11 protein-coding genes and 1 pseudogene are annotated in these 8,664 nt (G+C 31.4%); 11 read left to right on the forward strand and 1 reads right to left on the reverse strand.

The window, feature by feature from the left end:
* Positions 1-2 precede the first annotated feature (2 nt).
* The 11 genes and pseudogenes from COU51_03755 to COU51_03805 all read left to right on the forward strand — a co-directional run bounded on the left by COU51_03755 (position 3) and on the right by COU51_03805 (position 8,147).
* Entirely contained in the window at positions 3-473 is a 471-nt protein-coding gene (locus tag COU51_03755; protein ID PIR66465.1) for a hypothetical protein, read from the forward strand.
* A 2-nt stretch (positions 474-475) separates the two neighbouring features.
* Positions 476-1,138, forward strand: coding sequence for a hypothetical protein (locus COU51_03760; protein PIR66466.1), 663 nt, complete (start codon positions 476-478; stop codon positions 1,136-1,138).
* Positions 1,139-1,141: 3 nt separating this feature from the next.
* Positions 1,142-2,512 (forward strand): hypothetical protein, encoded by a 1,371-nt coding sequence (locus COU51_03765; GenBank protein ID PIR66467.1) that lies wholly within the window; start codon positions 1,142-1,144, stop codon positions 2,510-2,512.
* A 20-nt stretch (positions 2,513-2,532) separates the two neighbouring features.
* Positions 2,533-3,282: a hypothetical protein gene (locus tag COU51_03770; protein PIR66468.1), complete on the forward strand. Its 750-nt coding sequence runs from the start codon at positions 2,533-2,535 to the stop codon at positions 3,280-3,282.
* 2 nt (positions 3,283-3,284) lie between these two features.
* Positions 3,285-3,632, forward strand: coding sequence for a hypothetical protein (locus COU51_03775; GenBank protein ID PIR66469.1), 348 nt, complete (start codon positions 3,285-3,287; stop codon positions 3,630-3,632).
* Positions 3,625-3,999 carry a hypothetical protein gene (locus COU51_03780; GenBank protein PIR66470.1) on the forward strand — a complete coding sequence of 125 codons (375 nt, stop codon included), beginning with the start codon at positions 3,625-3,627 and terminating at the stop codon, positions 3,997-3,999. The genes COU51_03775 and COU51_03780 overlap by 8 nt, the downstream gene beginning before the upstream one ends.
* On the forward strand, positions 3,996-4,652 hold the full coding sequence (locus tag COU51_03785) for a hypothetical protein (protein ID PIR66471.1): 657 nt from the start codon (positions 3,996-3,998) through the stop codon (positions 4,650-4,652). Before COU51_03780 ends, COU51_03785 begins: the two co-directional genes overlap by 4 nt.
* Complete coding sequence (locus COU51_03790) at positions 4,645-5,577, forward strand: hypothetical protein (protein PIR66472.1); 933 nt, start codon at positions 4,645-4,647, stop codon at positions 5,575-5,577. Before COU51_03785 ends, COU51_03790 begins: the two co-directional genes overlap by 8 nt.
* A 10-nt stretch (positions 5,578-5,587) precedes the next feature.
* The gene (locus COU51_03795) at positions 5,588-6,514 is read left to right on the forward strand and encodes a hypothetical protein (GenBank protein ID PIR66473.1); all 927 of its coding nucleotides are present in this window, start codon (positions 5,588-5,590) and stop codon (positions 6,512-6,514) included.
* A 6-nt stretch (positions 6,515-6,520) separates the two neighbouring features.
* Positions 6,521-7,678, forward strand: a complete 1,158-nt coding sequence (locus COU51_03800; protein PIR66474.1) for a hypothetical protein — start codon at positions 6,521-6,523, stop codon at positions 7,676-7,678.
* A gap of 292 nt (positions 7,679-7,970) precedes the next feature.
* Positions 7,971-8,147 (forward strand): annotated as a pseudogene (locus COU51_03805) (ATPase).
* A gap of 84 nt (positions 8,148-8,231) precedes the next feature.
* On the opposite strand, the gene COU51_03810 reads toward COU51_03805, so the two are convergent.
* The gene (locus tag COU51_03810) at positions 8,232-8,471 is read right to left on the reverse strand and encodes a hypothetical protein (protein ID PIR66475.1); all 240 of its coding nucleotides are present in this window, start codon (positions 8,469-8,471) and stop codon (positions 8,232-8,234) included.
* Positions 8,472-8,664 lie beyond the last annotated feature (193 nt).

Consider the following 8,664-nt stretch of genomic DNA (forward strand, 5'->3'; position numbering starts at 1 on the left):
ATATCTCAATAGACGGCAATTTGGAATTAAATTCTGTCGTCCATGTTGAAGCGAGCAAAGAGGAATTGGAAAAATATACATTAAACGACGGAGATTTTATTTATAACACAAGAAATGCCCCAAATTTAGTTGGTAAATCCACCGTTTATCATGGCGAGAATGGCAAATATTTATTTAATAACAATATTTTGAGGATTAGATTCAGAAAAGAAGCTGATCCTGATTATATTAACTACTTTCTTAATACAGAAGAAGGCAAACAAAAAATAAAAACCCTAGTGAGCGGAACAACAAGTGTCGCCGCGATATACCAGAAAAATTTTGCGACAATCACCGTGCCACTTCCGCCGATTGAAGTTCAAAAAGAAATAGTTGCCGAAATATCAAAAGAAAAAGAGTGTGTAATTGCTTCGGCGAAAACAATCGATATTTTTGAGAAAAAAATATCCCAATTGATAAACGACATTTTATAAATATGCGTAAGATTGAAAATGACAAAACTAAAGACAAAGAATACGATCTCGCTTGTATAAAGTGCGACGGAGAGACTTGCCATAAGGTTTTATTTTCTGTGAATGTCTTGGAATCCGAAGAGGAAATTTCTGTTTCGCGTGATTATGAAATAATAATTTGTCAGGGTTGCAAAGAGGTTTCTTTTCGTACAACCTCTTCTTGTACTGAGGATATGAGTTATGATCCAGAAACTGGCGAGACGGATTACGACGAGGATATTAAACTGTACCCGAGCCGAATCGCTGGTAGAAAGCAGGTAAAGGATATGTATTTGTTGCCCGATGAGGTTTTGAAAATTTATAAAGAAACTCACGGGGCTTTGTGTGGTCGGCTAAGTATTCTTGCTGGGATAGGAATAAGAGCCTTAGTTGAATCTGTATGTAGAGAAAAAGAAGCACAAGGCGGTAATCTAAAAAACAAGATTGATGATTTAGTTATTAAAGGCGTGCTAACAAAAGATAGTGCAGAAACTTTACATAGTACAAGACTTTTGGGCAATAACTCAGCACACGAAACTATCGCCGCAAGTGATGATGAGCTTGATATCGCTATGGATATTGTTGAAAATCTTATAAAAAATGTTTATGTAATTCCGCAAAAAGCAAGGCGGTTGAATAAGAAATAAAACATGGATTTAGAAAAACTACTATATATTGCAGAAGAAAAAATGCCACAAATAAAAACCCTTATTTTGGGCTTGTTTGTCATACTTGGGACATTTGTTGCCATGGATAGTTTAGTTGTTGATTTCGCAAATTTTGTTGGATTCAAGATAAGACCATTTCTTTACCCGATGTTGTTGATTTTGTGGATTGGATATTGGGCGTTTAATAAATTTCACTTGCCGAGAAATAAAAAAAATAAGGTGGGTATTGTAATTGCGATTTATTCTGAAAATGAAAAAGAGCGTCAGAAATTAAAAGCAGATTTTATTTCTAAATTGAAAAAAGACTTACAGCAGGAAGAAATTTTAAATTTTTCAAATGTCATTTTTTTAAAAAATCATTTTTCAAACCAAGTAAAAGAAGCTAACAATCCACGCTCAAAATTGGAATCTATAAATAAAAAAATTAAAGCCCATTTTTATGTTTGGGGTGATGTTAAAAAAAGACCAGACGGCGATGAAGGTGAAAAATATTTCATAAATTTTCAAGGGTATGTTGTTCATAAACCCATTCCACAGAGTTTAAGTCAAACAATCTCAATTGATTTTTCAAAAGTATTGCCTCGAGAGGTGAATTTTTTAGAAAAAAGGAGTTTTAAGGGATTTGAGGCATCTGCGACAATCGTTCATTTAGCCGCAAAATATATTATTGGAATCGCAGCGTTTGTTTCTCACGATCCGCAATTAGCCTTAAAACTACATAATGGCTTAAAAGGCCAGTTTAATGCTTTTAGACCACTGCCACCACACTTGCAAGATATACGAAATCGTATTCCTCTCTTGATATCTGATGAAAAATTATGGATAGCAAAGTGGTACTTTGAAAATAACAAAATAATTGAAGCGAAAAAATTTTTGCAAGAATCTATAGTGGAAAACGACAACAACTATGGAGCATGGTTATTTAAAGCAACGGTTGATTTTTTAATTGATCGCGATGTGGATGAAGCAATGAAAAGTATTGGTAGGGCTGAGCGGTATGCAAAAATTACGCTTGAATGGAGATATAGTAAAGCATTTTTATTTTTTTGGAAAGAAGATTATCAAAACGCATTGAAAATTTGTCAAAAAATAAAAAATCAAAGCTATACAACGGAATTTATTACTTTAGATGAGGTGAGAAAATTCAATACAAATCTTTTATCAGGCGTGAATCCAAAAGCACAATTATATTTTTGGATTGGTTTTTTAAGTTATTTTAAAAGGAACAATTTAGGAGATGCGTTGCAGGATTTTGAAAATTTTGAAAGGTTGGCAAGTGATAATATGGGCTTGTTAAAACAAAAATCTACTGCATACTTAAGGGAAATTAAACAGAAACTTAGTATAAAGTAGAGTTATAATAATATATTTTTATGTCCCAATACTACAAACCCCACCGCAATCCAAACTGGAATTTTGGCGGTAATAACTGGAAACTATCCCGCTCAAAGATTGATTTATTCATGAGTTGTCCTCGTTGTTTCTATATTGATAACCGTCTTGGCGTGGCTCGTCCGCCCGGATTTCCTTTTGCTCTAAACTCTGCTGTTGATGCTTTATTAAAAAAAGAATTTGATATTCATCGGACTAAAAATCAGCAACATCCATTGCAAGAAAAATATGGCGTTGACGCTCGACCTGTGACTCATGATGATTTAAACGAATGGCGGGAAAATTTTAAAGGTATTCGCTGTGTTCATAAACCAACTGGCCTTACTATATCCGGAGCCATTGATGATCTATGGATTAATTCAAAAGATGAATATATTGTCGTTGATTACAAATCAACCGCTAAAAGCGAGGAAATTACTGAATTAAACAAAGACTGGCAAGATGGGTATAAAAGGCAAATGGAAGTTTATCAATGGCTTTTAAGACAAAATGGATATAAAGTATCAAATACTGGATATTTTGTTTATTGTAATGGCCAAACAGATAGAGAAGCTTTTGACGCCAAGCTTGAGTTTGATATTACTCTTATTGCTTACGAGGGCGATGATAGCTGGGTAGATAAAGCAATTACCGACGCTCACAAATGCTTGAGCAGTGATAAATTACCGCCAGCCAATACGGAGTGTGAATATTGTCAGTACAGAAAAGCGGTTATGGATGTTTTAAAATAATTATGATGAAAAAAATTACAATACCAAATAGATATAAAATAGGGTTTAAATACTGTTTGTATTATTTTGAGTTTATTTTATTATTAACCGTTGCCCTTATTATCTTGAGCGTGCTAACAGGCAATGCTTTTGGTGTAGGTTTATTTGTTTTGATTCCGTTTTCCTGGCCGTCGCACCTAATAAATTTTGGCCTTGCTTTTTTGACGGGGTTTATTACGGCTGACACAAAAATAAATAAAAGAAAAATTTTGTTTATATTATTTCCTGTTTTAGCAGTTGTTTTGTTTTGTACTTTTTTTGGCTATCCACTTTATATTTTAAAATTAATTTTAAGTGGTATTTTTGGATAATGATTTTTTATATATGAAAACAAAATATTACATATTGATAATTATTATAAGTTTGGCTTTGGGTTTTGGTCTAGCTTTTATATTGAGGGTAGACTTAATTGGTCGTACTCTTGGTAAAAAATCTGTTGACGCAACCAGCTTATCTGACTCAAGGTTAGTATGTGTTTATGATAATATTTCGAAATTCAGCACCGGTTTTCCATTTAGCGCCCACAAAGATTGTCGTTACGGTAATTCAGGTACATATTGCAACCGTCGTATTTGTAAAACATCTAATTACGGCAACACCTCGGTAATATTTAATGGTTTTTTCTGGAGTTTCTTATTTTATGTCGTTTTAAGAATTATTTTTAGAAAAAAATTATGAAATTATTGTTAACATCCGCTGGATTAGAAAATAAAATAATTAGAGATTTTGCTACATCTCAAATAAGTGAATTTAAAAGTAAAACTGTTGGCGTTATTATTACTGGCCAAACTGCCGAAGAAAGGATATATATTGACCAGTCACTAAAAGAATTAAGAGATTTAGGCATGACGACTATTAGCATGAATATATCTAAGGATGACAATTTTAATGATTTAGCTGAATTTGATATGTATTATGTTTGTGGTGGCAATACTTTTTATATTCTAGACCGCATAAGAAAAACTGGTGTAGATAATATATTATTAAAAGCGATTAAAAAAGATAAATTGTATATTGGAGTTAGTGCTGGTAGTATTATTATGGCTAAGAATATTAAAACAGCCAATGTAGGTAAAGACGGCGATGATAATGAAATCGGCCTTAAAGATATTTCTGGATTTAATATTATTCCATTCCATTTTTTCCCACATTATGACGAAACTGAAAAAGAGGCTGTTGAGGAATTTTACAAAACTGAACAAGAACCGATTATGGCTTTAACTGATGATCAGGCTATTTTTATTGATGATGACAGTTATATTTTAATTGGTAATAAGGGAGGAATACAAATGGATGTTAATTTTAATAACAAGACAATAAATTATGATTAATGAGTTGATTAAACAAATTTTTAAAAGCAATAATTTAGGAGACTTACAAACAATTGAAAAAATAGAAATAGGATTCTCTAATAAAATTTATTCAATTGATGATAAATACATCTTAAAAATTTGTGGGGACTTAGAAAACGAACCATATATCGCTAAAGAGGTTTTTTTATTTAATTTTTTTGAGAATATAATTCCTGTGCCTAAAGTTATTGCTTACGATAATACTAAAAGTATTTGTGATAGCCATTATTTAATTTATCATAAAATTCAGGGTGATAATCTCTATTCAGTTTGGCATTTAATGAATAATGAGGAAAGACGAGATATAGTAAAACAATTATGCAATATTTTGAAGAAAATAAATAATGCTTCTTGTGATGAGTTTGTCAATAAATTCAAGATAGATAAAAATATAGACTGGCAAGATATAATAATTTCTAAAATTAAAAAATCATTAAAAGAGGTATCTAATAAAAAATTGATTCCTTCTGATTTTATTCAAGCTATAAATAATTTCGTTGAGAATAATAAACATGTTTTAAAAGAACAAAAGATAGCTTTAACATATTATGATGCTCATTTTGACAATGTTTTGGTTAAAGACAATAAAATTGTAGGCTTACTTGATTTAGAAAGGACAGAATTATTTTCCATAGATTATGCTTTAGATATCATTCAAAGAATGGTAGATATTCCACATAAATACATGTCCGAAGAATCAGAAAAATATTGTAAACCGGAAGATTATATGAATCTTTTACATTGGTTTAAGGAATTTTATCCAGAACTTTTTGGTTTTAAAAATATGGATAAAAGGTTGGCTTTATATGGGGTGGAGCATGATTTGAGGGATTTAATACATTTTCCAGAAATTGATAATATCAAAAAAACTATTGCTAATTTTATTGATTATAATATAGGCTAAACTTAATTTTATGATTGATAAATTAAAAAAATATCTGTTTAACTACACTTTTATTGAAGAACTAACCCCAGGCAATGAATCCTTTAATACTAATTTAAAATTACGAAGGAATCTTAATAAAAGCTTGTGGGTTGGTAAAATTTTCCGTCCGCTTTCATATAAAATAGAGGATTTTTATGATAAAGGAAAACATTATATTTGTAATGTTGATTTTCAAGATTTAGAACACCGTGCAATATTCGGTTTTCGTTTGGCAAAAGTTATAGGTTTAAAAAGCCTAAAATTTAAGACCATACAACTGAACAAGCTTTCAAATTTTGACCCCAATACAATTAAACATGATCGCATAAATAATAATGTTTTTTTAACGAAGTTAAAAGGAGTTTCCCTTACTCAATATCTGTCATCAAATTCTTTTGAAACATTTGAAAGTAGTGATATTATAAACAAAGATGAAGCTATTTTTAGTTTTGTTTTTAACCTATGGATTGGTAATTATGACAATAAAGATGAAGATTTTTTGGTGGATGAAGATAAAAATTTAATATCCATTGATTACCAAGTTTTGGGCCCGGGATTTCGCGATAACCCCAAACTTTCCCTTGGTGCTTGGGGGGAATCATTTGATATTAATGACCCAAGAGATACTGGTTGGTGCATAGGAGACGGCAAATTATTAGATTATTTAAGAAATAGCATAAATCGTTGGGAAATATTCAAGAAGGCAATTGAAAAAATTAATTCCTTGCCGGAAAAGAAAATTAAGCTAGCAATGAAAGGTTTAAATTTTTATAACCAGGGGACAAAGAAAAATATTAATGATTTGTTTTATAGTTTTTTACTTGAAAGAAGAACTAAATTAGAAAAAATCATTAAAGATTGGATAAGAGCTGATTGTCCGATTGTGGATTTACCAAAGGATAATGGTGTTAAGTAATTGTATATGAATTTTAAATCCTTTTTACGCAACTTTTATTTAACCACCTTTTTTTATGATTTTGTTTTTGCGTACGCGGTTTACAATGTCCTCTTTAATTTAAAAGGATTATCAATTTTTCAAATATCATTGTTGTTAATGTGGTGGAGTTCAACTACCATACTTTTAGAGGTGCCATCAGGTGCTTTAGCAGATTATTGGAGCCGTCGCAATTTATTGGTAATTTCCCCGTTAATCAAAAGTCTCTGTTTTGCTAGCTGGTTTTTTGCGGATGGTAATTTTTATCTTTATGCCCTTGGTTTCTTGTTTTGGACAATTGGCTCGACCATGAGATCGGGAACGGAAGAGGCTTTTTTATACGATTCTTTAGTAAAATTTAAAAGGCAAAAAGATTATGAAAAAATACTAGGCAGAAAAAAAGTATATCTCACCTTAGCGATAGGTGTTTCTTCACTACTAGGTGGTCTTATTGCAAGTTACAACTTGGATTTAGTATTGTTGGCTAGCATACTTCCAATATTATTATCGTCATTTTTTGCCATACTTTTAGTTGATCCTCCCAAGCAAGAATCAACCAAAGAGACAAAGTATTTAGAATATATAAAGATTGCTTTTCAAGAAGTAAAATCAAATAAATTATTAAGATATTTTTTTATTTACTTAATATCCATTTCAGTTTTTGGTAATTTGGAAGAATTTGATCAATTGTATTACAAACTAGCTGAAATCCCGTTGTTTTTATTTGGTTTTATAAGTTTTGCCGGCTCTGGTTTAGCTGCTTTGGCTGGTTGGTTGGCTTACAAGTTTAAAAGCATTAAATCAATTATATATTTATCACCGCTTTTAGCTTCAATAATGTTATTATTAATTGGTTTAAAACCTAGCTTTGTTATGGTAGCCTTGCTTGTTATCTCTGCGGTGGTGGTAATTCCAGCCGATGTATTATTAGAGGCAAAAATGCAAAGAGAAATAAAAAGCAATAGTCGGGCAACTGTGATATCAATTAAAACTTTAGTTTTAGAGGTTTTTGCAGTTTTGTGTACTTTCGGTGTGGGGCTTGTCAGTAAATATTTAGAATTTCAAAATGCATATATTATCTTGGGCGTATTTCTTTTCCTATTTTCAATTTGGGTATTTGCAAAAAGGAAGATTATATACAATTAGCACATTTCCAAAAATTCTTCACTAAAACTAGCAAAAAAAGTTCGGTAGCTGTCCCTGTATGCCTGCAAAAAATTCGTGGCTTAAATTAGCCACATTTTTTGTTTGAATGAGTATGGAATTGAACTTTATATAAAAAATCTTGCATAAATTGTATTTTACAATATTCAAAAATATGATACTATAATACCAATAAATAAAAATCATATGGCTGAAACAACAAATGGCGAACATCCCAAAATCCAAATTAAAGATTTAGTATCACAAGAAGTAGAACATTATAAGGATCCTGATATGGTATTTTTCGGTGGTGGATGTTGTTATGGTTTTAACTGGCAGTGTTGATGCGGGGGCTTATTGGAGAAAATTGAAACAAAGATTGAAAAAAGAAAGAAGCCAGGTCGTGACAAAATGTCACAAACTGAAATTTATGGCTAAAGATGGCAAATATTATGCTTCGGATTCGGCTGATACTAATAATTATTTCCGTGACGTCACAAAAATGATCCTCATGCTAAAAGAAGCAAGCAAAAATATTTTTGATAAATGTATGATGTCAGGCGGCTCTTTTATCTTCTTCTTCGCTCACAATATCCTCGTCGTCCACTTTACGGTATAGAGGAGGAGTGCCTTCTTTTACTACCGGCGATTTGATCTCTTCGGGCTTTCCTTCTTCTCCATATTCCACCTTAACAGGCATGCCATCTTTATTATCCGCTTCTTCTTCTGACAATATTTGACTATTTTTTATTTGCTCGGGCAAAGGCGGAGGACCTTTACGTTCCGGATTTCTCATGTCCATTTCCATATTTTTTAAATTAGTTTAAGCTTGATTGAAATGTTTTCAATAGCCGATTATATTAAAATAATAACATATTTTGATGGTTTGGTCAAATAATTTTAACTGTTAAACAGTACAATAATGTCCCACCAACGTGATAATGTCATAGTACAGCCAAGTTAAAATGTCATACCTAGTATATAATGAA

Source organism: Parcubacteria group bacterium CG10_big_fil_rev_8_21_14_0_10_36_14, assembly GCA_002772895.1.
Taxonomy (GTDB): Bacteria; Patescibacteriota; Patescibacteriia.

Excerpts from the sequence above, each read along its gene's own strand:
- COU51_03810 (PIR66475.1), bottom strand. The coding sequence starts at position 8,471 with ATGAGAAATCCGGAACGTAAAGGTCCTCCGCCTTTGCCCGAGCAAATA.
- COU51_03770 (PIR66468.1), top strand. The coding sequence starts at position 2,533 with ATGTCCCAATACTACAAACCCCACCGCAATCCAAACTGGAATTTTGGC.
- COU51_03785 (PIR66471.1), top strand. The coding sequence starts at position 3,996 with ATGAAATTATTGTTAACATCCGCTGGATTAGAAAATAAAATAATTAGA.
- COU51_03790 (PIR66472.1), top strand. The coding sequence starts at position 4,645 with ATGATTAATGAGTTGATTAAACAAATTTTTAAAAGCAATAATTTAGGA.
- COU51_03760 (PIR66466.1), top strand. The coding sequence starts at position 476 with ATGCGTAAGATTGAAAATGACAAAACTAAAGACAAAGAATACGATCTC.
- COU51_03765 (PIR66467.1), top strand. The coding sequence starts at position 1,142 with ATGGATTTAGAAAAACTACTATATATTGCAGAAGAAAAAATGCCACAA.
- COU51_03775 (PIR66469.1), top strand. The coding sequence starts at position 3,285 with ATGATGAAAAAAATTACAATACCAAATAGATATAAAATAGGGTTTAAA.
- COU51_03795 (PIR66473.1), top strand. The coding sequence starts at position 5,588 with ATGATTGATAAATTAAAAAAATATCTGTTTAACTACACTTTTATTGAA.
- COU51_03800 (PIR66474.1), top strand. The coding sequence starts at position 6,521 with ATGAATTTTAAATCCTTTTTACGCAACTTTTATTTAACCACCTTTTTT.